Annotated in this window: 21 protein-coding genes; 5 read left to right on the plus strand and 16 right to left on the minus strand. The window is 41.6% G+C overall.

Annotated elements, in window-relative coordinates; all coding sequences use genetic code 11:
- Positions 1–9 precede the first annotated feature (9 nt).
- Entirely contained in the window at positions 10–747 is a 738-nt protein-coding gene (locus LG372_RS02095; protein ID WP_225742006.1) for a response regulator transcription factor, read from the minus strand.
- 295 nt (positions 748–1,042) lie between these two features.
- Here LG372_RS02095 and LG372_RS02100 point away from each other — a divergent pair, with 295 nt between their 5' ends.
- Complete coding sequence (locus LG372_RS02100; protein ID WP_225742007.1) at positions 1,043–1,372, plus strand: helicase BlpT; 330 nt, start codon at positions 1,043–1,045, stop codon at positions 1,370–1,372.
- Between the two features lie 61 nt (positions 1,373–1,433).
- Here LG372_RS02100 and LG372_RS02105 read toward each other — a convergent pair whose 3' ends face one another.
- Positions 1,434–2,483, minus strand: coding sequence for an ABC transporter permease (locus tag LG372_RS02105; RefSeq protein ID WP_225742008.1), 1,050 nt, complete (start codon positions 2,481–2,483; stop codon positions 1,434–1,436).
- The gene (locus LG372_RS02110) at positions 2,480–3,211 is read right to left on the minus strand and encodes an ABC transporter ATP-binding protein (RefSeq protein ID WP_084923465.1); all 732 of its coding nucleotides are present in this window, start codon (positions 3,209–3,211) and stop codon (positions 2,480–2,482) included. The genes LG372_RS02105 and LG372_RS02110 overlap by 4 nt, the downstream gene beginning before the upstream one ends.
- Positions 3,212–3,278: 67 nt before the next feature.
- On the opposite strand from LG372_RS02110, the gene LG372_RS02115 reads away from it, so the two are divergent.
- From LG372_RS02115 to LG372_RS02125, 3 genes are all read left to right on the plus strand, one after another.
- Complete coding sequence (locus LG372_RS02115; RefSeq protein ID WP_001278317.1) at positions 3,279–3,689, plus strand: HIT family protein; 411 nt, start codon at positions 3,279–3,281, stop codon at positions 3,687–3,689.
- 9 nt (positions 3,690–3,698) lie between these two features.
- Positions 3,699–3,986, plus strand: coding sequence for a hypothetical protein (locus LG372_RS02120; RefSeq protein WP_000777754.1), 288 nt, complete (start codon positions 3,699–3,701; stop codon positions 3,984–3,986).
- Positions 3,987–4,047: 61 nt separating this feature from the next.
- A complete protein-coding gene (locus LG372_RS02125; protein ID WP_080977203.1) occupies positions 4,048–4,725 on the plus strand; it encodes a hypothetical protein in 678 nt (225 codons plus the stop codon).
- Between the two features lie 60 nt (positions 4,726–4,785).
- Here the strand turns inward: LG372_RS02125 and dnaJ are convergent, their stop codons facing one another.
- The 13 genes from dnaJ to LG372_RS02190 form a co-directional block, all read right to left on the minus strand.
- Positions 4,786–5,922, minus strand: coding sequence for a molecular chaperone DnaJ (dnaJ, locus tag LG372_RS02130; RefSeq protein ID WP_001066308.1), 1,137 nt, complete (start codon positions 5,920–5,922; stop codon positions 4,786–4,788).
- 273 nt (positions 5,923–6,195) lie between these two features.
- Positions 6,196–6,828, minus strand: a complete 633-nt coding sequence (locus LG372_RS02135; RefSeq protein WP_042750176.1) for a DJ-1/PfpI family protein — start codon at positions 6,826–6,828, stop codon at positions 6,196–6,198.
- 215 nt (positions 6,829–7,043) lie between these two features.
- Complete coding sequence (gene dnaK, locus LG372_RS02140) at positions 7,044–8,867, minus strand: molecular chaperone DnaK (RefSeq protein ID WP_049493655.1); 1,824 nt, start codon at positions 8,865–8,867, stop codon at positions 7,044–7,046.
- Positions 8,868–9,234: 367 nt separating this feature from the next.
- Entirely contained in the window at positions 9,235–9,759 is a 525-nt protein-coding gene (grpE, locus tag LG372_RS02145; protein ID WP_000046029.1) for a nucleotide exchange factor GrpE, read from the minus strand.
- 26 nt (positions 9,760–9,785) lie between these two features.
- Complete coding sequence (gene hrcA / locus LG372_RS02150) at positions 9,786–10,820, minus strand: heat-inducible transcriptional repressor HrcA (protein WP_004261010.1); 1,035 nt, start codon at positions 10,818–10,820, stop codon at positions 9,786–9,788.
- Between the two features lie 163 nt (positions 10,821–10,983).
- A complete protein-coding gene (locus tag LG372_RS02155) occupies positions 10,984–11,493 on the minus strand; it encodes a DUF2812 domain-containing protein (RefSeq protein ID WP_225742009.1) in 510 nt (169 codons plus the stop codon).
- Positions 11,494–11,527: 34 nt separating this feature from the next.
- Positions 11,528–12,103, minus strand: coding sequence for a DUF2812 domain-containing protein (locus LG372_RS09745; protein ID WP_318783311.1), 576 nt, complete (start codon positions 12,101–12,103; stop codon positions 11,528–11,530).
- Positions 12,103–12,423 carry a PadR family transcriptional regulator gene (locus tag LG372_RS02165; RefSeq protein ID WP_225742010.1) on the minus strand — a complete coding sequence of 107 codons (321 nt, stop codon included), beginning with the start codon at positions 12,421–12,423 and terminating at the stop codon, positions 12,103–12,105. The genes LG372_RS09745 and LG372_RS02165 overlap by 1 nt, the downstream gene beginning before the upstream one ends.
- A 114-nt stretch (positions 12,424–12,537) precedes the next feature.
- Positions 12,538–13,884, minus strand: a complete 1,347-nt coding sequence (gene glnA / locus LG372_RS02170) for a type I glutamate--ammonia ligase (protein ID WP_001122886.1) — start codon at positions 13,882–13,884, stop codon at positions 12,538–12,540.
- A gap of 36 nt (positions 13,885–13,920) precedes the next feature.
- The gene (glnR, locus tag LG372_RS02175; RefSeq protein ID WP_000659548.1) at positions 13,921–14,277 is read right to left on the minus strand and encodes a transcriptional repressor GlnR; all 357 of its coding nucleotides are present in this window, start codon (positions 14,275–14,277) and stop codon (positions 13,921–13,923) included.
- A gap of 76 nt (positions 14,278–14,353) precedes the next feature.
- Positions 14,354–14,881 carry an FUSC family protein gene (locus LG372_RS02180; protein WP_000119915.1) on the minus strand — a complete coding sequence of 176 codons (528 nt, stop codon included), beginning with the start codon at positions 14,879–14,881 and terminating at the stop codon, positions 14,354–14,356.
- A 135-nt stretch (positions 14,882–15,016) separates the two neighbouring features.
- Positions 15,017–16,216: a phosphoglycerate kinase gene (locus LG372_RS02185; protein ID WP_042750167.1), complete on the minus strand. Its 1,200-nt coding sequence runs from the start codon at positions 16,214–16,216 to the stop codon at positions 15,017–15,019.
- 273 nt (positions 16,217–16,489) lie between these two features.
- Complete coding sequence (locus tag LG372_RS02190) at positions 16,490–21,562, minus strand: endo-beta-N-acetylglucosaminidase (protein WP_225742011.1); 5,073 nt, start codon at positions 21,560–21,562, stop codon at positions 16,490–16,492.
- Positions 21,563–21,865: 303 nt separating this feature from the next.
- On the opposite strand from LG372_RS02190, the gene LG372_RS02195 reads away from it, so the two are divergent.
- A complete protein-coding gene (locus LG372_RS02195; protein WP_201058761.1) occupies positions 21,866–23,497 on the plus strand; it encodes a Na/Pi cotransporter family protein in 1,632 nt (543 codons plus the stop codon).
- The last annotated feature ends 78 nt before the right edge of the window (positions 23,498–23,575 follow it).

Here is a 23,575-nt window from a genome sequence, read left to right on the forward strand (position 1 = left end):
TCTCCTAGCTCAGTGTAATTTATTGATGGCTTCAGACACTTCCCTGACCTTATAACGCGCTATCATACAGCTTCCACCATTGGGAAAGTAAAGCAGTTTTTCTTTCTTATCCAAACGAACCACATTGGCAGGATTGATGAGAAAAGAGCGATGGCACTGCAAGAGACGGGGTTCCTGCTTAAAAACCTCCTCTAAACTCGCTGTAAATTCCAGTCTGTCTGTCTTGGTATAGAGAATAACACGATGGGCTCTGGGCGACGTTTCAAGATAATAAACCTCTTTAAAAGGATACTGGAATTGGGCAAATTTTGATTTAAAGTAAAAGCAATCTTCAGCTAGACTTTTACTGTCTTGACTATTGGCATAGAGAAGGGCTGTCTCGATCCGAGATTCAAACTCCTCTGCTGACAAGGCCTTATCAATGTAGTCCAGAGCAGACACTTGGTAGCGAAAAGATAGAGGCATAAACTCCGAGTGAGTCGTCACAAAGACGATGAGAGCATAAGGATCTCGATCCCGAATTTTTCTAGCCACTTCCAGCCCTTTCATCTCCTCATTTCGAATCTCAATATCCAAAAAGAATAGCTGATGCGCTCCCTTCTCATGCACCTCTGCCAGCAGCTGGTCTGGCTTTCCAAAGACCTCAAAAGAGCTAGGAGTGATATGATGTTCCTTCAAGAGTTTCTCAATGGTCGTTTCAATCCTAGTCTGTTGGGAAAAGTCATCTTCTAAAACAAATATTCTCATCTTTTTACTCTCCTTGTTTTAATTTCTTCCTAAAAAGAGAATAGCAAAAATACTATGATACAAGCCCACCAAATCCTAAACAAGCCTTCAACGCTCCTGAAGGGTATCTTGTTCCTCAAATAAGCATGATAATCTTACCACTATTTTATCATAAAATCTTAACAGTACCATTCAGGAAATTTCAAGTACAATTAAAGATTTTATGGTGAAAAAGGAGATAAAAGTGATAGACTGACAGTATCAAAACACAGTTGCTAGAAACAAGACTAGCACCCCGATTAAAGGAGGAATTCTCATGACAGATACAGACCCTATCAAAAGAGCTCAGACTTTGATTACTGACTTAAACAAAGCCTACCAAACATGCAAACAGGCAACCGCTGACGACGTCCGCTTTCAGGAGCAATTAAACTCTATTCTTGGTTTTCTAGCCAAGTCTGAGACAGTGGATAATCGAGTCTTGATTGAATTGGAAAAATTTTACCAGACTTCCAGTCTTCTCATGGGACTCAGCGCTCTCAATCCAGATGCTCCTACTCGCGCCGCTTGGCGGGCCTATGACCGATTCCACTTTGACCAAGTCAAGACCAAGTTGAGCCTCTACGGACCAACCATTATCTTGTAAAAAATAAAAGAAGTTGAGACAAACTGAACTCAACTTCTTTTTTAGTGTCATATAGGCAAGATTAATCCTGCATCTGACGTTTTACCTGATAAGGCAAATACAAGACTTGTAAAATCAAACCTGCACCCAGTAAGGCTAGAAGGGCTAGTTTTTCTTGGAAGGTCACAAGGCCGACAACTAATTCCACAAGTAAAACAAAACTGGTCAATCCTCGGACTACCGCCTGCAAGCCTTTTTCCTTTTGCCCCTTGTCCAGTGGAAAGAGTTGGGTCAGATACTGGTAGTCAAAGGCATGATAGAGAGCCAGCAACTGGAAGAGCAAGAGGTAGTTAAAGAGAACCACCACTGCTGTCGCAATCCAAGCTTGCTCGATAAAGACCTGCGCCAGCAAGGAAAGTAAGAGCAGACGGAGACTGAGGGCAAAGAGGTCTCCATTTCGCAAATAAGAACGCAGATAGAGATTTTGCCAAATCTTCCCAGGCACCTTCTGAACAACCTTTAGGATAAAGTCCAGATAGGCACGACGCTTGACGCTGTTTGAAATTCCCTTGACCTGAGTAAAGAGGGCAAAGAAACGAAGCAAGACTTGCTTACGCTTGCTTTCTTGGGAAATGACATAATCCCAGTCTAGTCCAGTTTCAGTGAAAAATTTGCTGGCCTTTTGACGAAAGAGCAGATATTTTCCTACCCCCAATAAAAGCACATAGACCAGAAAAACTGGCAAGCCATAACCCATTGCCAAAAATAAAGGCGCAAATAACAGCAAGAAAAGGGTCTGGACAAAGAGCCAAAAGACTAGAGAAATGCCCGTTTGACGCTTGAGATGGAGCTTGATTTCCTCTTCTCCGACTAAGAGAAAGAGCTTGTCTGGAGCCTCCATATAGGTGGCAATTCCTCCCCAAAGCAAAAGTAAAACAGAGGTAATTCCTACAAACAAAAGGATAGGCCAATGATTTTCAGGAAAATGTTGCAAGAGTTGACTGTACTGGTAGGCTAGAAAGCCCAGCAGGACAAGCAGGAACAAGACAAAGTGGTCATTGAGAACATAGCGCAAATAACCAAGACACTCCTTACGAAAAGCCTGCTTTCTCTTTAAAAACAAGTCTTTCATAACTCCTCCTCTTTGGTCAGAGCCAAGTAAATATCATTCAAACTAGCCTCAGGCATATCAAAGGCTTCGCGCAGTTGCGCCAGATTTCCCTTGGCACGCACTTCCCCCTTGTGGAGAATGACAAAGGCATCACACATCTTCTCAGCCGAATCCAGCACGTGGGTACTCATGAGAATAGACTTGCCTTTTTGCTTTTCCACTTCCAAAAGCTGAATCAAGTCTGCAATAGCCAGCGGATCGAGACCAAGGAAAGGCTCATCCACGATGAAGAGACTCGGATCCACCACAAAAGCACAGATAATCATGACCTTCTGCTTCATCCCTTTTGAAAAATGAACAGGGAACCAGTCCAATTTCTGGTCCAGACGGAACATTTTTAATAAAGGTTCTACTCGCTCAAAAGCTACCTTTTGCTCAATACTATAAGCCATAGCAACCGTTTCGATATGCTCTCTAAGGGTCAATTCCTCATACAGGCTAGGCGTCTCAGGAATGTAGCCAATCTGCTTGCGGTAGCTCGTTGCATCTTCTTGCAGGGTCAGACCATTGATATTGATAGAACCGCTATAAGGTGTCAACAGACCGATAATTTCATTAATTGTCGTTGATTTCCCAGCGCCATTGAGACCAATCAAACCAACTAACTGCCCACTTTCAACAGTAAAGGACACATCTTTCAAGACAGGGACATGAACATAGCCACCTGTCAGGTTTTTAATTTCTAACATATTTTCTCCAAATCTGGTATAATGTAGCTATATTATATCAAAATTCAATACAGTAGAGGTAGATTTTATGTCAGATTGCATTTTTTGTAAAATCATTGCAGGGGAAATTCCTGCTTCAAAAGTATATGAAGATGAGCAGGTTCTTGCCTTTCTTGATATCTCTCAAGTGACACCAGGACACACCTTAGTCGTGCCAAAGGAACACTATCGCAATCTTTTGGAGATGGACGCTACTAGCGCTAGCCAACTCTTTGCCCAAGTACCAAAAGTAGCTCAAAAAGTCATGAAAGCTACCAAGGCTGCTGGTATGAATATCATTGCTAACTGTGAAGAAATCGCAGGGCAAACCGTCTTTCATACCCACGTTCACCTCGTACCTCGCTACAGTGCGGACGATGACCTCAAGATTGATTTTATCGCCCACGAACCAGACTTTGACAAACTTGCTCAAGTCGCTGAAACCATCAAAAACGCCTAAGGAGTTGCCATGAAATTATCCAATCTACTGCTATTTGCAGGAGCTGCAGCCGGAAGTTATCTGGTCACAAAAAATCGCCAAACCATCACAGATGAAGTCTTGAATACCACTGACCGCGTTCAAGCTATCAAGGATGATGTAGATATTATCCAAAACAGCCTACAAATCATTGACCAGCAAAAAGAACTCATCAAGGAATACCAAGAAGACCTGACTTACAAGTTTAAGGTCTTGGAAAAAGATATCCAGACTAGACTAGCTGTGATAAAAGAAACACAGGAAATCGAAGATAAGTAAAAAGAGCCATGAACTTTCCTTAAATCTATTTTAGGTTGTCAGGGTCAAACAAAAAAGAGGAATGAAAATGAAACAGTTTTTTAAAATTCTGGCACAGATCATCCTAATCCCTTGTGGTTGCCTTAGCCTTCTTGCGGTCCTAGCATTTCTAGTACTGTTTTTTGCCTTCAGAGCCTCACCGATTGACATTCACAAGGGAAATAACGCCCTCAAACAAATCTTTACCTCCCTTGACATGCCTCCTAAGAAAGTAAAATCAAATGGAAGATATAAATACGAGGGTGGGGGCTTAAATTTTTATGTTACTTTCTCAGATGAGGTCATCAATAGCCATCCCGTCTTAAAAGAAAGTCCAAATCTCACCAAAAACCAACTCGAAGTCTATGTCCTACAGACTGGAGATATCTCCTACTATAAAGTAGGGGATAACTTGTTCAATCATGGTTTATTGCAATTTTTAAAGAAGGAAAGTAGGAATTATTTACAAGAAATCGGAAAGAAACCAAATCCTGATTACTCAGTTCTATATTGGAAGGATCAGGAAAGTCTAAAAAAGGGAATTGCATTCTATGAAAAAGCCTTGACTTTAGTGGATATTCAGGATAACTCTGCAATCAACCATATTGATACCGTTACCATTAAGCCTGGTAAAGAAGCGGAAATCAAGCAACTCATCCAAGATATGGATGCAGCTGGCTTGCTCAAGCAAAGATCTGATAGAAAATCAGCCGATGAGTGATTGTTCCAATGCTAACATTACAAAGAATAAAGTAAAAAGAGCCCAACGGCTCTTTTTGTGTTATTCTCCTTCAAAGGCATCTTTAATATGGTCAAAGAAGCCCTTTTTCTTTGGATTGACTTTTAAATCACCTGCAGCTGCGAATTCTTTCAAGGCTGCTTTTTGGCGGTCATTCAAGCCTGTCGGTGTTACGACATTAACGGTAACATATTGGTCACCAACTGCACCACCACGAAGACTCGGAGCTCCTTTGCCACGTAGACGGAATTTCTTACCAGTCTGAGTTCCCTCTGGGATAACCAATTCAACATCACCATGAACAGTTGGGATATCTACTGTATCACCAAGAGCTGCTTGGACAAAGTTGAGGTTGAGATTGTAGAAGATAGTCGTTCCTTCACGTTCAAACTTGTCGCTGGCTTCCACAGAAACCACTACATACAAGTCACCATAAGGTCCACCGTTAAATCCAGCTTCACCTTGACCGGCTAGGCGAATTTGTTGACCTGTTTCCACACCAGCAGGGATTTTGACATGTACACTATGAGCTTGTTTTTCATGCCCTGTTCCGTGACAAGTTGTACATGGATCTTTGATTTCTTTTCCGCGACCGTGACAGACATCACAGGTCACTTGACGACGCATCATACCAAGCGGAGTCTGCGTATCAACATTAATGACACCAGCTCCATGACAGCGTCCACAAGTGACTGGACTTGTTCCTGGCTTAGCACCTGAGCCATTACATGTACTACAGCTTGCTTCACGATTGTACTTAACTTCTTTTTCAGCTCCAAAAATAGCTTCTTCAAAGGTCAAGTTCACACGATACTGAAGGTCATCCCCTTGACGAGGAGCATTTGGATTGCGTGAAGCACCGCCTCCGCCGAAGAAACTTGAGAAGATATCTTCAAAACCACCGAAGCCTCCTGCCCCATCGAAACCGCCGAAACCACCAGCTCCACCAAAACCACCGTTGGCTCCAGCAGCACCGTATTGGTCATAGGCCGCACGTTTTTGGTCGTCACTCAAAGTCTCATAGGCTTCCTGAACTTCCTTGTACTTTTCCTCAGCACCAGGCTCCTTGTTGATATCTGGGTGGTATTTCTTCGAAAGCTTACGATAAGCCTTTTTGATCTCGTCTGCCGAAGCGTTTTTTGACACCCCCAGACGATCATAAAATTCAGTATTGTTCATAATTCAAGATACAAAGGGCGTCAAACGGACACAGCCAAAATAGGTTTTTTGACGACGGACGCTTGCGTCCTAGAAAAAACTATCTTTTTGGCACAGTCCGTAGCCCGTGTTCAATTCCCTGAACACCCTTATTCCTTTCTGTTATTGTTGCGGAACGAAACCTCGATTTAGGTCGGGTTCAATTCCTTTCTGTTATATTGAGTAAGAAATTTGGGAACCCGTGTTCAATTCCCTGAACACCCTTGTTCCTTTCTATAATTTTCATGTAAATCTTTAGAAGCTGTTTTCTATACTTCGCTTCACTTGATCAAACTCTTCGTCTGATAGAGTAAATAACAAATCCTCTTCAGCGTACTCGTTTTTTTCTTTAAAATAGTTGTGCGTATTCTTTGCCAACCCTAAACTTAGAATCACTTTTCTTGCAAACTCTTGATGTGCAAAACCAATTGCCGTAATAATTTGTTTATCTTGCACAAGAACTTTCGGTTGAAAATTCTCACGTGGAAGAAATTCAAAATAGTCAAAGAAGTTTTGCCAAATTCCACCTGTAAATTTCGTCTCGTTCAACAAACCTGCTTTCGCCAATAAAAGAGGCGCTGAAGAAATAGCTGCAATTAAGACATCTTGCTCATCAAGACTTCTCAAAAATGAGATCAATTTCTCATCCTGTAGAGCAGGCCCTATATTTACCATTCCTGGCAAAATCACACAAGAATAATCTTCTATACGGATTTGATCCAATGTTTTCGTCGGTTGACAGGGCAAACCATCCTCAGAGACCACCATCGAATTCTCAGAAGCTACATAATCAATCGTGATATCAAAAGACAGAGCTAAAGTACTTGTTAAAGTGGTTATCTCATAAAGAGAAAAATTAGGATAAATGATACAAAGTACTTTTTTCATACGCAACATCCTCTATTTTATCGAAAAACAGAGGCTGGGTTGCAACCTCTGGATTTCTTCTTATCATTACGACGTTCGAGTTTTAAAAATCAAACTAGTAATGCTAAATTGAGCACGCCCTAACCTCTTGGTGAAAAAGATAAATCTTTCTAGAAACTAAAGTTTCTGCGTCAGATTTCCTATTTTCACTGTGAGGTTTTAACGGGCTTTGCATCTTATTTTTCAGTAAACTCTCCGTCCACGACGTCATCGCCTGCGTTTCCTGTTGCTTGTGCACCTTCTGCTCCTGCTTGAGCTTGTTGAGCTGCTGCGGCTTGTTCGTAGAGTTTAACAGCAAGTCCTTGAGCTTTTTCGTTCAATGCTTCAAGTTTTGCTTTCATGTCGTCCAAGTTGTTGTCTTCTTGAGCTTTTTTAAGATCATCAAGGGCAGCTTGGGCAGCGTCACGTTCTGCATCGAAGCCTTTGCCTTCAGTTTCCTTGATTGTCTTTTCAGTTGCGAAGATTGCTTGGTCTACTTCGTTACGAAGGTCAACTTCTTCTTTACGTTTCTTATCTGCTTCAGCATTAGCTTCTGCATCTTTCATCATGCGGTCGATTTCTTCGTCAGTCAAACCTGAGTTAGATTGGATCACAATAGTTTGTTCTTTTTGAGTTCCAAGGTCTTTGGCCTTAACAGACACGATACCGTTCTTGTCGATGTCAAATGTTACTTCGATTTGAGGAATTCCACGAGGTGCAGCTGGGATATCTGTCAATTGGAAACGTCCAAGAGTCTTGTTATCTGCTGCCATTGGGCGTTCACCTTGAAGAACATGAATATCAACTGCTGGTTGGTTGTCTGCCGCTGTTGAGAAGACTTGTGATTTAGATGTTGGAATAGTAGTGTTGCGATCGATAAGTTTTGTGAAGACGCCACCCATTGTTTCGATACCAAGTGACAATGGTGTTACGTCAAGAAGGACAACGTCTTTGACATCACCAGTAATCACACCACCTTGGATGGCAGCACCCATAGCAACTACTTCGTCAGGGTTAACTGATTTGTTTGGTTCTTTACCAGTTTCAGCCTTAACAGCTTCGACAACGGCTGGGATACGAGTTGAACCACCAACAAGGATAACTTCGTCGATTTCTGACAAGCTCAAACCTGCATCTGAAAGGGCTTGACGAACTGGAACTTTTGTACGTTCTACAAGGTCACGAGTCAAATCGTCAAATTTAGCACGAGTCAAAGTCATTTCCAAGTGAAGAGGTCCAGCTTCACCTGCAGTGATAAATGGCAAGCTAATTTGTGTTGAAGTTACACCAGAAAGGTCTTTCTTCGCTTTTTCAGCTGCATCTTTCAAACGTTGCATTGCCATCTTGTCAGTAGACAAGTCAATACCGTTTTCTTTCTTGAATTCTGCTACCAAGTAGTCAATGATTTTTTGGTCAAAGTCGTCACCACCAAGTTTGTTGTCCCCTGCAGTTGACAATACGTCGAAGACACCGTCACCCAATTCAAGGATAGATACGTCGAATGTACCACCACCAAGGTCGAATACCAAGATTTTTTCTTCTTTATCAGTCTTGTCCAAACCGTAAGCAAGAGCGGCTGCTGTTGGTTCGTTGACGATACGTTCTACTTCAAGACCAGCGATTTTACCAGCGTCTTTTGTTGCTTGACGTTGAGCATCGTTGAAGTAAGCTGGAACTGTGATAACTGCTTTGGTTACTTTTTCGCCAAGGTAGTCTTCAGCGTAGCCTTTCAAGTATTGAAGAATCATAGCTGAGATTTCTTGTGGAGTGTATTCTTTTCCGTTAGCAGAAACTTTTTCAGAAGTTCCCATTTTAGATTTGATAGAGATGACTGTATCTGGATTTGTAACTGCTTGACGTTTTGCAGCATCACCAACGATGATTTCGCCGTTTTTGAATGAGACTACAGATGGAGTTGTGCGGTTTCCTTCTGGGTTTGCGATGATTTTGCTTTCAGTTCCTTCAAGAACTGCTACTGCTGAGTTTGTTGTACCTAAGTCAATACCGATAATTTTAGACATGTTTTTTCTCCTTAAATTTTATATTCTATTTTCTTTTTGATACTCTTCTTAAGTGGCGGCGCCGTCAGAGCTTGACTTCGTCAAGCTCTTTGACTAAACTTTGAGCCTAAGGTCTCAAAGTTTGCGCAAATAGCGCCACGGCAAAGAGTATCGTCTTTGGTTCGCTTCGCTCACTATTGCAAAGCCAAATATATTTTATCTTTCTTCATAGTTTAGTGTCGTTTCGGACAAGTTTTCAATGTATTTATGTTACGACACGAGGAGTCGAAATCGATATTATTTCGACGACGAGTTAGTAAGGAGGCTAGGCAAACGCCATAGCGATTGCCGTTTTCTGACGAGTTGCTTTAGCTACCGTCAGAATTGCCTAGTTATACACCACTACCATTGCTGGGCGTAGGATGCGGTCATGGAGTTTGTAGCCTTTTTGGAAGACTTGGGCGATGGTATCTGCTGGGTGTTCATCGTCTGCTGGAAGAGTTTGGATTGCCATATGGTAGTTATGGTCAAATTCACCGTCAGCTGCGATTTCTTCGATTCCTTCTTCTTTCAAAGCGTGAATCAAGCTTTCTTGCACCATTTCCAATCCTTTTTTGACATCGTCTGTCAAACCTTCAACCGCGAGTGCACGCTCAAGGTTATCCAAAGAAGGGAGAATCGCTTTTGCCAAGTCCTGGCTACGATAACGTTGCAAGTTTTGACGCTCTTCATTGGCACGGCGTTGGATATTTTGCATTTCTGCATGAGCGCGAAGGTATTTGTTTTCGAACTCATCTGCACGTTCATTTGCCAAGTCCAACTCAGACTTCTCAGGAGTTGTTTCTTCAGCTGTTTCCACAACTTCCTCTTCTTGAACTTCTTCTACTTCTTCATTTTTTATATCTTGGGCCATTTTCGCCTCCTTTAATGATTTCAATCTTAATGTACTTCGTAATGATTACTGCTGAGGTAGCGGTAAAAATCTGTCAACTTCATGGTCAAAACACGGTTGACCACATTGACTTGGTTGATTAGCTGTTGGTAATCCAGATTGACTGGACCGATAATGGCTAGAATTCCAACTCCCCGATAAGGAATGAGAAACTTGCTACTAATCACCGCTAGGTCAGCTAGACAGGACTCTTGACTGTCTGCAACTCGGACATTTTGCATCTGATCCTCATGCAGCCCCTCACGAATCTCCAGAGCCACCTTTTGCGGTTGGTCAAAGAACTGATAAGCTGCCAGATTGGCAAAATTCAAGAGATTAACCTTGCCCGCCACCACAATGTTTTCGTTGAACATTTCCTTAAAGATATGTTCAAAGAGATCAATGACATTATCCGTTGTTGTAAAGTAACGCTGGATAATCTGCGGAATCTCTGTCCGAATCTTGTAGTGAATATCTAGAACGGTGTGACCGAGGAAACGTTCCTGAATGATGCTCTTCAGTTTCAGCAAATCCTCCTGCAAGAAGTTCCTTGGAATCAGAAACTGACTGGTAACCGTTCGAGACTCGTCTAGGGTAAATACTGCCAAGGCTGTATGTTGCCCCAAAACAACGATATCAAAGGCTGTCAAACGTTGCCTGCTCGGCTCAACATCCAGTGCTACTACCGTACAGCCACTCAGGTCTGTTAGTAGATTAGCTGCCTCTTGCAGAATATCCTCCAATTTGAAGAATTCCTGATCAAAGGCTTTGACAATCTCATATACCTCATTTTCAGCCAGTCGGTCAAAATCTAGTGAGTGTTTCACATAGTACTGAAAACCAGCAACACTTGGCATCCGACCACTTGAAGTATGAGCCTTCTCAAGCAAACCTTGCTTTTCTAGAGCCGCCATGTCATTACGAATGGTTGCACTGCTAGAGTTAATAGACTCTTGCAAGGCTTTGGATCCGACAGGTTCGTGCGTTTTGGTAAAGATGTCAATAATCAGATTTAAAATATCCTGCTGACGCTCTGTAACCATCTCATCACTCCTCTCTGTCTGATCAATTAGCACTCGATGCACTCAAGTGCTAACTTATGATTCTATTATACACCCTTAAAAGAGAATGTCAAGACAAAAACTCAAAAAATTAGCACTCTTTTATCAAGAGTGCTAAAAATCAGTCTGAAGACCTAGAGTCTTACTACTCATCTACCTGGTATTTCCTTTTTAATCTGAAATAACCATAGATTAGGTAAGAAATTAGAAAAGCATATAAAACAAAAATAACAAAGAAAGGTTGCGACAGTTCTTCTCGAAACAAACTCATACAAACAACAAGACCACCTGAGAAAGCGGCTATACAGGAACGAAGTCTAGACCGCATAACTTCCCATCTAAGATCATTACGCATATAGACTTTCTCCTCTGAAAGTATATCAGAAGTTGGTTTACGAAGAATTGAACAAAAACCTATTTCTATCAATTCCCAACCTCTTTTTCTAAAATCTTGTAGTTCATGCTTATACTTTTTAAGAAATCTAGAATCATAGATATGATAAATGATATCATCTGGTTGGCACCGTTCAAAATAGAAAAAACCAAAACGATTAGTTCTATATCTCCAACCTTTCAAGTGCATCTCATGTAAATATTCTTCTTCCTTATCCAAATCAAGAATGGTGAAAATTCGAAATTGTAGTTTATTTTTCATTATCTTACCCCAAAATTAGAAAACATGCCTGGTGTTATTTATTAGATAATTCTTTCCACTTTTGACTCAATCTGCAAAGAATATAAGAAATCTGAATCGCAAAAACTATTAATAAAACACCATCTATTATGAAAATTAAAAACAATGCCCAACTGAAAGAACTAACTCCACTGACAAACTTTGAAAAAATCGGTAGTAGAGCTGCAAAGAGAAGCAAGATAGGAAGTATCCGCATTGTTAAAATACGTTTGACCATAGCTAACCTCCCGGCCGCATCATTATAAATTTCAAACTCCGCATCCGACTCAATTTCAGAATGTGCTTTTCTAAAGTAGGAAAAACCATTAAAGTTTGTAATATGCTCCCAGCCACAGTCTTTAAATAGTTGTAAATAGGAGGCTCTCTCTGATTTTTTCATGGGATAAAAGTCCAACTGATAAGACACTTGTTCAGGCTGACACTTTTCAAAGGTATACTTAACTGCAAACAACAAGATAGAATAGCTTACTTTCCTAAGTTTCCAGCCCTGAGCATGCATTTCTCTGAGATAGAAAGCCTCTCTATCATAATCCGCAATGGTAGCAATTCTATAAACAACCTTCTTTTCCATCAGAGCTCCTCCCGACTGTTTCTATAGAGCCGTTCAATACGCTTCAATTCAATATCTAAGACTTTTCGTCCCAAGTCTGTAATATGATAGATTTTCCGTTTTTCCTCTTCGCGAACAAAGGAAATCAAACCATCCTTTTCCATCTTTGACAAGGTTCCATACATAGTTCCAGGACTAATCAAGACTTGCGAATCTGTCATTTCCTTAACTTTTTGCGTAATACTATAACCATGACGTTCCTTTTGCAGACAGAACAAGATATAAAAACCCGTTTCCGTCATCGGAAGATAAACTCGACGAATCTTATCCGTTAATTCCATTTATAAGCACCTCCTATTTAGTTCGATATATCGCACTTCGTTATATAAAATGTATCACACTTCGATATAAAAAGCAAGAAAAAAAGACCGCCCTCAGGCAATCTTTCTTCTATATTAGTAAAGATCTAAATAGTTATCAATTTCCCATTGTGAAACGAAGGTTGCATAACTTGCCCATTCAATTCGTTTAGCTTCAAGGAAACTAGTATAGATATGTTCTCCAAGAGCTGCTCTGACAACCTCATCTTCTGTCAAAGCTTTCAAGGCATTGTGAAGAGTTGATGGAAGGTCTGTAATACCAGCTTCCTTACGCTCTTCTGCTGTCATGATGTAGATATTTTCTTCGATAGGAGCTGGTGCTTCAATTTTATTTTCAATACCATGCAGACCAACTTCCAACAGAACCGCCATAGCGATGTATGGGTTTGCCATTGGATCCACTGAACGCAACTCAAGACGAGTTCCCATACCACGTGAAGCAGGCACGCGCACAAGTGGCGAACGGTTACGACCAGCCCAAGCAATGTAAACAGGCGCTTCATAACCTGGAACCAAACGTTTGTATGAATTAACTGTTGGGTTCATGATGGCAGTATAGTTGTAGGCATGCTTAATCAAACCACCAAGGAAATGATAGGCTGTTTCTGACAACTGCATTCCTTTTGGATCATTTGGATCAAAGAAGGCGTTATTTCCTTCTGCATCAAACAAGGACATGTTACAGTGCATACCTGATCCAGCAATACCAAATTTTGGCTTGGCCATAAAGGTTGCGTAAAGCCCATGTTTGCGAGCAATGGTTTTAACAACAAGTTTAAAGATTTGAATCTTATCACAAGCACGGAGGACTTCATCATACTTAAAGTCAATCTCATGCTGTCCAACCGCAACCTCGTGGTGACTCGCTTCTACTTCAAATCCCATTTTGGTCAAGACATTCACAATCTCACGACGTGTGTTGTCCGCAAGGTCCGTAGGTGCCAAATCAAAGTAGCCACCCTTGTCATTTACTTCAAGCGTTGGATCCCCATTTTCATCTAGTTTAAATAGGAAGAATTCTGGCTCTGGTCCAAGGTTGAAGGATTTGAATCCCACTTCTTCCATGTGACGAAGAGCACGTTTGAGATTCCCACGAGGGTCACCTGCAAATGGTTCACCTTCTGTTGTATAGACATCACAGATCAAACCTGCAACACTTCCATTTTCATCTCCCCAAGGGAAGACTGTCCATGTATCTAAGTCAGGGTACAAGTACATATCTGACTCATTGATACGTACAAAACCTTCGATAGAAGATCCATCAAACATAGCCTTGTTTGACAAGACTTTATCTAACTGTTCATCTGTAGCAGGAATTTCGACGTTCTTCATCGTCCCCAAAATATCTGAGAACATGAGACGGATAAAGGTAACATTTTTTTCCTTGACTTCACGACGAATATCTGCAGCTGTGATTGGCATGAGTTTTCTCCTTAATGTATGACTACTTGCGGTTGCCTAACCGCGACCAAAAGGTGACCGTACTGAAGCAAAGCGACCCTGTTGAAGGAGTTCATTGTGAAGTGCACGACGCACCTCAGTCTGACTCACCGCTTTCTTGGATTTCGCTTCACGTTCAGCATATTTTTTCTTAATGGCAGCGATATTATAACCTTCAGAGATATAATCTTTGATTTCAAGCAGACGATCCATGTCATTCAAGGAATACATGCGACGGTTTCCTTCGTTTCGATCCGGCTTGATCAACTCTTGATCTTCATAATAACGAATCTGACGAGCCGATAGGTCGGTCAACTTCATAACACTGCCGATAGGAAAAACAGCCATATTTCGGCGAAATTCTTTTTCCTTCATTTACAATTTCCTTCTTTCTGTATATTATAGTCTAAAAAAAGACAAACGTCAATTGATAATGTTATAAAATGTGACATTATTTTTCTTTTTTCTCTAAAAAGAGCCTAATACGATCAATATCGTAATTTACCAGAATTGCGACAAAAACTCCCATGAAAGTTTCTGATACACGCGCAAACACGTACAAAATTGTTTCACCACTCGGAATCGATAGGGTAATGATTAACATAGCTGCTACACCACCAATAACCCCTGCTTTGTTATTCATGGCTACATTTGTCATAATGGTTAACATGGTGCATATTGGAACAACTACTAAGGTTACCCAAAAGGCTTCGTGGAAAAAGGTATTTAATAAGAAGAAGACTAGGGCATAGAGGCCACCGATACTATTTCCTAGAATACGCGAAGTCCCAAAATGGACACTCTTATCAAAACTCTCCCTCAGGCTAAAAACGGCTGTCAAAGCACCAATTTGAAGACCTTTCCAACCAAAAAAGCCAAAAATCAAGAGAACTAGAAAAACAGCAATACCTGTTTTAAAGGTTCGCATACCAAGTTTGAACTGGGATTTATCGAATTTATATTTTTTAAAATAACTCATAATCTCAACTTTCTATTTCCATTTTATCATAAATCGGTGATTTTTATGAGTAATAGTTGAGAGGAAGCGTTTTTATTTTAAGCAAAAGAAAAGAGGAACTTTCATCCCTCTCTTCTTTGATTTATTTATAAAATCTTATTTTTCTGTCAAGGCTGCAAGTCCTGGAAGAACTTTACCTTCAAGGAGTTCCATTGAAGCACCTCCGCCCGTACTAATCCATGAGAATTTGTCTGCACGGCCAAGGTTAATCGCTGCGGCAGCTGAGTCACCACCACCGATGATTGATTTAACGCCTGGTTGTTTCACGATAGCGTCCATCACACCGATTGTTCCAGCTTGGAAGTCAGGGTTTTCAAATACACCCATAGGTCCGTTCCATACAACTGTTTTGGCACCAGTCAAAGCTTCGTCAAATTTAGCAATAGATTTTGGACCGATGTCAAGACCAAGGAAGCCTTCAGAAACTGCTTCACCTTCAGTGTCACGCACTTCAGTGTAGCCAGCAAATGCGTTAGCTTCTTTTGAGTCAACTGGCAAGATCAATTTACCGTTTGCTTTTTCAAGAAGAGCTTTCGCAACATCCAATTTGTCTTCTTCTACAAGTGAGTTACCGATTTCGATACCTTGTGCTTTGTAGAATGTGTAAGTCATACCACCACCGATAAGGACTTTATCAGCTTTTTCAAGCAAGTTTTCGATAACACCGATCTTGTCTGAAACTTTTGAACCACCAAGGATAGCCACGAATGGACGTTCTGGAGCTTCAACTGCTTCTTGGATGTAGGCAATTTCGTTTTCAAGAAGGAATCCAGCAACTGCTTTTTCAACGTTTGCTGAGATACCAACGTTAGATGCGTGTGCACGGTGAGCTGTACCGAATGCATCGTTTACGAAGATACCATCTCCAAGTGATGCCCAGTATTTACCAAGTTCAGGATCGTTTTTAGATTCTTTCTTGCCATCAACATCTTCGTAACGAGTGTTTTCAACCAAGAGAACTTGTCCATCTTCAAGAGCGTTAATCGCTGCTTCCAATTCAGCACCACGAGTGACACCTGGAAGGAAAGCAACGTCTTGACCCAATTTAGCTGCCAAGTCAGCAGCTACAGGAGCAAGTGATTTACCAGCTTTGTCTGCTTCTTCTTTTACACGGCCAAGGTGAGAGAAGAGGATAGCACGTCCACCTTGTTCAAGGATGTACTTGATAGTTGGAAGAGCTGCAGTGATACGGTTGTCGTTGGTAATCACGCCATCTTTTACAGGTACGTTGAAGTCAACACGAACGAGAACTTTTTTCCCTTTCAATTCAACGTCTTTAACAGTCAATTTTGCCATTAGATATGACTCCTTCTTTTTTTATACGTGTTAATTATATCACAAAATCAGCAAAAGAGATAGAAAAACCCTAAACTTTTCCAGTTCTTTCTTGCAACGAAAACTAGCATTTCTAAAAATCAAAACTAGAAAAACCTTTTCAAATCACTAAGTAATACAAGAAAAAGTAGTTAATCCATCTCATTCTTCCACTGATTTTTACTAGTTAAAACGAGGTTTGACTAATCTGCAGTCAAACCTTGTTTTTAGTTGTTATGAGGAAATGCAAGAATCCTAAATCGATTCGTTTTCTCTCTTCTTTCCAGCAAGTAGGCCATAGCCACTCATCACTCCGAGGAGTCCTAGTGCTACTAGACTAGCATCTCTTGTTACTCCAGTATTTGGAAGTTCTTTACCTACTTTTTCATTTGTCGGTGTTGCTAAAAGAGCTTGACCTGTTTTTTGAGAGTCTTGCTCTTCTTTCGTTCCAACTTCAATAATTTCCGGAAGAGCTTCCTTGAGAACTTCTGTTGTACGAAGGGTACGATTGCCTTGACTATCTACTTCAACCAAGCGACGAATTTGTCCCTCAACTCCTGCTTGGACAAGTTGACGTTGACCTTTGAGAAGTTCTGAGCTTGAACGTTCTTGACGTTCAAAGGATACTTCAATTTCTTCAACTTCTAGTTTCGGAGTCTCTAGAACTAGGTCTTTTACTCCCTCAGCTGGTTGATTGCTTGATAGAACTTTTGTACCTACTTCGGTAATCTCTGGAACAGCTTCCTTGAGAACTTCAGTCGAACGAAGGGTGCGTTTACCTTGGACATCTACTTCTACTAGACGACGAATTTGCCCCTCAACTCCTGCTTGGACAAGTTGACGTTGACCTTTAAGAAGGTTCACATTTGGTCGCTCTTGACGTTCGAAGACCACTGTATCCTCTTCAATTTCTAGTTTCGGAGTTTCTAGAACCAGGTCTTTTACTCCCTCAGCCGGTTGGTTACTTGAAAAGACTTTGGTTCCAACTTCTACGATTTCAGGGGTTGCTTCTTTCAAAACTTCTGTAGCGCGAAGCGTACGATTGCCTTGACTATCTACTTCTACTAGACGACGAATTTGCCCTTCTTCTCCTTTTTGGACAAGTTGACGTTGACCTTTAAGAAGGTTCGCATTTGGTCGTTCTTGACGTTCATAGGCTATTGTTTCAGTTTCAACAACTAGTTCAGGGAGGACTTCAACTGTTGGGGCTACTTCACTTGGATCCATGCTACCAACATGATGACTTTCTTCTGCAGGAGCTAGTTTCTTGTTCAGCTTTTCTTTCATGTCCGCAAAAGCTTGTGGAGTTGGCATCTCTGAAGCCAACAAAGTTTCTGCTTGTTCAATCAACTCAGCTTTAGAATCTTTTTCACGGACAGATTCAAGCAAACCTTCCAATTCTTCTCTAGCAGTCTGATAACGTTGATTTCCATCCAAGTCTGTCCCAGCTTGTTTCAATTCATTCAAGGCTTTGTTGACTTCTTCTTGGCTAGCATTGTGGTTTTCTGCTACAACTTTCGCTGCATTGAGTTTCTCTACTAGTACAGCTTGTTTGTCCTCACTTGAGAAGGTATAGGCAAGGGTTGACTGACGGCCTTGGGCAGCAGTGATTTCTTGTTTAAGGTATTCATCATTAACTGCAGCCTTTGGAGAAACCAAGACATCAAACTCAGCTGTGCGCCCCTTGTAATGCAGGGTCAAGGTCTGGCGTCCAGTCTTCTGAGCATCGTAGCCCGTGATTTCAACACCTCCATCAGTAAAGCTGTGAGTCTCTTCTGTCTCATCATCATAGAGAACACCAAAGCGACCTTCAGAGAGATCCAGTTGATCTCCTACTAGATAGTCTGTTTTTGGTTTCTTAGTAATATACAAGCCCGCTACTTCTTTTGGTTTTCCTTCATCCTGTCCTGTCACTTGGACTTTCAGATCACCTGACACTGGTAAACCAAGGTATTGCAGTGTTAAGTTTTGTTCCCCTTTTTGATGAGCGTCGTATCCAGATACCGTCACACCTGAGTGAGTAAGGTTAATCAGCTCGTCGGCTTGTCCCCCTTCGTATTGAACACGGAGTGTTCCTCCTCTGAAGTCCAGTTTTTCTCCTTCTTTATAAACTGTCTTTTTAGGTCCTTTTTCAAGGCTAACTGCAGCAATTTTTCTCTCATCCTGTGGAATCGCTACAGCCAAGGTGTTACTGATTTCTTTGCCAGGTAGTTGGGTACGATAGTAGAGGAGAGTTGGTTGCTTATCAAAGCCCAATGGATCTGTTGCCAAGTCACCACCAGTTTCAGTCTTCAAGGTTGCAATTGGTGTTTGTGAATCAGCCTTGTCGTAAACGGTGATGGTTGCGCCTGCCGGAACATCAGAGAAGCCTAGTTGAACTTGGTGGTTTCCAAGTGAACGAGCAGCTACCTTAGCCATTGGAATATTTTGACTTTCAGTGTCCAAGGCTTCGTACATCTTCCAGTTGTAGATACGAATGGCCTTCCAAGGTGTTCCGTTATCAGATGTAATGACATGCAAACGCCAGTCTTGGGCAGTAATTGGTTTGTCAAGAGTGATATCTGTAACGTGCGCTTTATTACCACGGACTTCCTTAGCTAGTTTCCACTCGCCATCTGTATCCTTGTAGTAAAGATCAAAATCCTTGGTGTTCATCAGACCATCGTTAACAGACTCACCACCAGCTCCCGCATGATCCATTACCCATCTGACAACACGACGTGGTTGGGTCAAACGAATATCGACACTACCGCTCAATTGTCCTGAAGACCACTTGTCTGAAAGACTGGTAATGGTACCGTTCAACATACCTTCAATACCTTCTCCACCTTCGGTATTCGGGAAAGTGCTACCGATAACCGTTGCCCCTGGAACAATATTTTCAGCCAAAGGTCTTGGGAGAGTCGTATCCTGAACAGTCATGCTCCAGTTAAAGGATGTCGTCGCAGCTTCTGAACGAAGGCCATTTTTACCAACTGCAACGACTTTCAATTCTTGCGTCGTACCAGTCGCATTAGCAGAACGGCTAACTTTTGGCAAGTAGATGGTTAAAGCAGATGAACCTGTCAACAAACGCCAGTTATCCCCATCTTTTTCGTAGACTTCATAGAAATCCGCATCTTGATTACCCGCAAACTGGACCACTGCTTCCGCTTCTTGGGCATTTTTAAGAGATTGTTTCACCACAGAAAGGCCCGTAGGTGCTTGTGGTGCTTGGTGATTGTCTGAAATTGTTAATTGACCTAGGTTAAACTGATAATCTTTTACAGCTCCTTCATGCTCGAAGAAGAGTTTGACTGCATAGATGGTTTTACCTGCTAGTGAGCTGAGATCAAATTCTTCATTTGTCCAGTTGTCAGAAAGGGTCAGCTCTTTCCATGCATCTGCATCATCGAATTTGTAGTCTGGAGTTGTAGAGAAGGCCATATAAACTTTCGAGCCTTTTCCTCCCTTGTGGGCAACACGAAGTTTGGTTTTCTCAGTTACTTCTAACTTAGTAGAATACAAATTAACATCCTGGTCCGTCTTACCAGCTACATCACCTGAGAATTTAAGGGAATTTCCGCCATTGTAGGCATCTGTAAAGTCATATTCTGCACGAAGTTTTTCCCCTGTTGAAGTCTGCCACCAGCGCCATGTTGGCAAGATACCTGAAACCGAACGGTAGTTCCACTCAGAATCCTTAGAAACCTTTCCGTCTACAAACCACTTTCTACCATGGCCTGTATTAAAGGAGGTAGTGAAGGTCCGGCCTACTGCTGGTGTGCGGTCGGCAACTAGGTTAGCAATCCCATACCACTCTTTGTCCGCTGGTTTTTGAGCTGTCGGATCTCCTTGGTAACCTGTGAAGAAGATATCTTCGTTTTTGTGGTAGTCTTCACCTGTTTTTCCTAGACTGGTAATTGTATCTGGTGCAAAGAGTCCAAGTGACAAACGTAACTTGCCTTTTTCATCTAAGAGGGCATCCCATTTAACTTTTGTCTTATAAGAACCACCTTGTTGCAATTCCAATCCTGCAAAGACATCATATTGGCTACGTTCCAGCCATTTTGCCATTTCTACAGAGTGGTCATTCTTTTCCTTATTCCAGTTGAAATTAGCAAAGAATTGATCCGCAGGGACCTTGTCACCTTCTTTTTGCATGAACTGGTAGTTGTAATCACCTAGACCGTCTTCGTGATAACGACCATATTTATAGGTCATGGCATCGTACCAAGCATACTTGATTGGATGGTTGACTTTTGCCGCATATTCTTTTGTATAGAGCATGAATTGACGCATTTTTTCACCAAGTGGCGTTACTAAGTCACCTGTTGTTTCTTGGTTGATAAAATACCCATCAAAACCATAGTACTTAGCAAGGTCGACAAGTTTTCGTGCAATAGGGAAGGTTCCATCCTCATCTTGTTTCAAAGCAGCAACAAATTTCTCTTGGTCGGCAATACTGTTGGACCAGTTGAAGAAAAGTGTTCCATAAACGGGAACTCCGTTACGATGTCCTGCATCAATGACATCTGGAGTTGGGACTAGACCTTCCCAGAAGACCATTGAATCCAAGTATTGCCAGTAGTCAAAGGCGTAGGCCTTGAATTCTTCTCCACCAACAGAAGCGTGGTCTTTAGCCTTTGAGTTGGTATTTGCTAGCGCCTGAACCTTGGCTCTTCTACTTGCTTTTTCATTCACCAACTGACCTCTATGGCGCTTAGCTAGTTCAACTGAGGAACGATTGATGGGATCATCCTCACGCGCACCCGGTTCCCATTTCAACAAATCCTCCCAAGAATTAAATTTGATTTCCTTTGGTTTTAATGTTTTTTCTGTATTTTTAGGGACATCTGGCTGGACTTCTTTTTCAGTCTTATTAGCTTCTGCCGCTGGCTTAGACTCATCTCCTTGGCTAGTTGCTTCAGGCTTTGCTTCTATTTCCTTGTCAGACTTAGGCTTTGCTTCTGCAGATGATGTTTCTGCAGCCACCTCACTTGGTTTTTCCTCTGGTTTAGCTGCGCTAGCTGCTTCTGCGGTTTCAGTAGTCGCAGCTTCATTGCTTGCTGGCGAAGCAGTTTCAGATGCTGTCGCTACTCCTTCTGCCTTTTCTGGCTTATTTTCTCTAGTATGTTCTCCTTCATGCTGCTTGTCAGCTTCATTAGTTGGATGCTCACTCTCTCCTGAAACAAGCTCTGTATTGGCTCCATTATTTTCAGGAACTGCAGTTTCTTCAGCCAAGGCTGGACCAGCAAATAAAACAGCCCCAATCATCAGCGAGCAGGCTCCTACTGATAACTTACGAATACTGTAACGACAACGTCTTTCAAAAAATGGATTCTTCATTTTCTCCTCCTAAAAAATTGATTTTGTTGCATAAAAGAAAGCGCTTAACTTTTTTTATAAAATTTTTATCCCAATCACAGGGACCAAGATAATTTCTCCCTCATTTTAAAATATTTCTTTTAAATGTCAATATATAAAAGGAAATACCTATATCTAGGTTTGAAATTGGTAAAATTAATATAATTAAGCCCCATTCTAACGAATTTTCTTTCTAAAATCTTAGCTTAACACTTGTTAGATTTACTTTTATCCTTTAAAATAGAATAGGAGAAATTCCGTTATTATTTTTCGGAGGAAAAAGAAATGTCCATTAATTGGCAGGAAATTTTATTTCACTTTTTAGGTGGTCTGGGACTATTCTTATATAGTATCAAGACCATGGGAGACGGTTTGCAACAAGCTGCTGGAGATCGCCTTCGTTTTTACATTGACAAGTACACTAGCAATCCCTTTTTAGGTGTTCTAGTCGGAATTGTCGTGACTGCCCTGATTCAGTCAAGTACAGGGGTTACAGTTATCACGGTTGGACTGGTCAGCGCTAGTCTTCTCACTCTTAGACAGGCTATCGGAATTATCATGGGAGCCAACATCGGAACCACCGTTACTTCCTTTATCATCGGTTTCAAGCTTGGTGAGTATGCTTTACCCCTGATTTTCCTTGGAACCATGTTCCTCTTCTTTACCAAAAATAGAACAGCAAACAATATCGGGCGCATCCTGTTTGGTGTAGGGGGAATCTTCTATGCCCTCAACCTCATCAGTGCCGGTATGAGCCCTCTTAAAGATTTACCACAATTTAAGGAATATATGGTAACCTTGGGACAAAATCCTGTGTTGGGAGTTTTTGCCGGTGCAGTGATTACCGTCCTCATCCAAGCTTCTTCTGCGACAATCGGGATTTTGCAAGGTCTCTATGCAGGTGGATTCCTTGACCTTAAAGGTTCGCTACCAGTTCTCTTCGGGGATAATATCGGGACAACCCTAACAGTTATCATCGCGGCAGCTGGAGCCAATATCTCTGCGAAACGCGTTGCTGCAACCCACGTCACCTTTAACGTATTAGGAACTATCCTTTGCTTAATCTTATTAGGTCCATTTACATCTATGATTGAGTACTTCCAGGCACTCCTTCACCTCTCACCTGAGATGACCATCGCCTTCTCTCACGGTGCCTTTAACGTAAGTAACACCATTGTACAATTTCCATTCATCGGAGCCTTGGCCTACTTTGTAACCAAGCTCATCCCTGGTGAAGATGAAGTTGTCAAGTACGAGCCACTTTATCTTGATGAGCATTTGATTAAACAAGCTCCATCAATCGCTCTCGGAAATGCCAAAAAAGAACTCCTTCACTTGGGAAATTATGCTTCTAAAGCCTTTGACCTTTCATACAACTACATCATTGACCTCAATGAAAAGGTTGCTGAAAAAGGACACAAGACAGAGGAAGCCATCAATACCATTGATGAAAAATTGACTCGCTACCTCATTACTCTTTCAAGTGAGGCCCTTAGCCAGAAAGAAAGTGAAGTGCTGACCAACATCCTTGATTCATCCCGTGATTTGGAACGGATTGGGGATCACGCTGAGGCCCTAATCAATCTGACTGACTACCTTCAACGTAAAAATGTTGAGTTCTCTGAAGCTGCTTTACAGGAATTAGCTGATATCTATCAAAAAACCACTGACTTTATCAAGGATGCCCTTGATAGCGTGGAAAACAATGATATCGAAAAAGCTCAAAGTCTGATTGAACGACATAAAGAAATCAACAATATGGAACGTGTTCTCAGAAAGACCCACATCAAGCGTCTCAACAAGGGCGAGTGTTCAACGCAAGCTGGGGTCAACTTTATCGACATCATTTCCCACTATACTCGTGTATCTGACCACGCCATGAACCTTGCTGAAAAGGTCATCGCTGAACAAATCTAAGAACCAAGAAGCTATCCTGAATGGGATGGCTTTTTTCTTTTCCTAACCAAGAATTGCTTTTCTACCATATAAAAAATG

Source organism: Streptococcus sp. Marseille-Q5112 (assembly GCF_916700555.1).
GTDB classification, from domain to species: Bacteria; Bacillota; Bacilli; order Lactobacillales; family Streptococcaceae; genus Streptococcus; species Streptococcus symci.